Genomic DNA, 826 nt, shown 5'->3' with positions numbered 1-826 from the left:
CCGCCCAGGACTTAGCAAAAGAAATAGACTACTGCCGCGTCGATCTTATGCTAAAAGGAGATGATATCTATTTCAGCGAAATAACATTAAGTCCCAAAAGAGGCAAACTTAAAATCACCCCATCAATTTGGGACGCAAAACTCGGCAGTATGTGGGATCTGTCTCTTGCTAAAACAGGTTCGATCGAGCCTGTGTATTCATGCCCTTAAACAGGCCATGAGAGTTTGAAAAGTGAGCCATTTTCTGGTGTTAAACTATAGCTAACGTCTCCACCGTGGGCGCACATAATGGCTTTAACTACCGACAACCCTAAACCACAGCCCTGTGGATTAATATTTTTGGCGTATTCTCCTCGCTGAAAAGGCTGGAATAAGGACTTCTGGAGTTCTTCAGGAATTCCAGGTCCTTGGTCCTGAACGATAATAAAATTATCGTTTCCGGTATATATCTTCTTTAAGTAATTGATGTTCACATTATAGGATTGCTCCGGATCCAATTCTTCTTCAATAATAACGTCGCGTGCTCCGGTCAATGCTGCATGGTCTTCTGTAACCAAATTCACCACACGGAAACCCGTCCCCGCATTCAAGCGTAAAATATCGTTGTCTGTTACACTCCATTTATAGGCCAAACGAGGCGTAAGAATACTTCCATGTCGTTTATCATAATCATAGCGCAAACCTGCAAGCAAGGTCTGTTTTTTTGAAAATTTTATTTCATCCTGAACAAAAATTCCAGGAATCGCAGCCTCATCCGGTTTGTTTTCACCATCAGAAGCCGTTGCTGTAGTATTATCGTCATAAAAGTTATATCGCAATGCGGCTCC

2 protein-coding genes are annotated in these 826 nt (G+C 42.3%); one reads left to right on the top strand and one right to left on the bottom strand.

The genetic code is table 11. From position 1 onward, the window contains the following. Positions 1 to 209, top strand: a 209-nt coding sequence (locus MKP05_RS21220) for an ATP-grasp fold amidoligase family protein (RefSeq protein WP_240570131.1), incomplete at its 5' end; no start/stop codon positions are given. Here MKP05_RS21220 and MKP05_RS21215 read toward each other — a convergent pair. Continuing rightward, positions 206 to 826: TonB-dependent receptor domain-containing protein (locus MKP05_RS21215; protein WP_240570130.1), on the bottom strand; the 621-nt coding region annotated here is incomplete at its 5' end. The two genes, MKP05_RS21220 and MKP05_RS21215, sit on opposite strands and share 4 nt — an antisense overlap.

The organism is Halomonas flagellata, assembly GCF_022487945.1.
Classification (GTDB): domain Bacteria; phylum Pseudomonadota; class Gammaproteobacteria; order Pseudomonadales; family Halomonadaceae; genus Halomonas; species Halomonas flagellata.
Note: the sequence above shows the minus strand (reverse complement) of the source record. Positions and strands in the feature narration are given on the sequence as shown.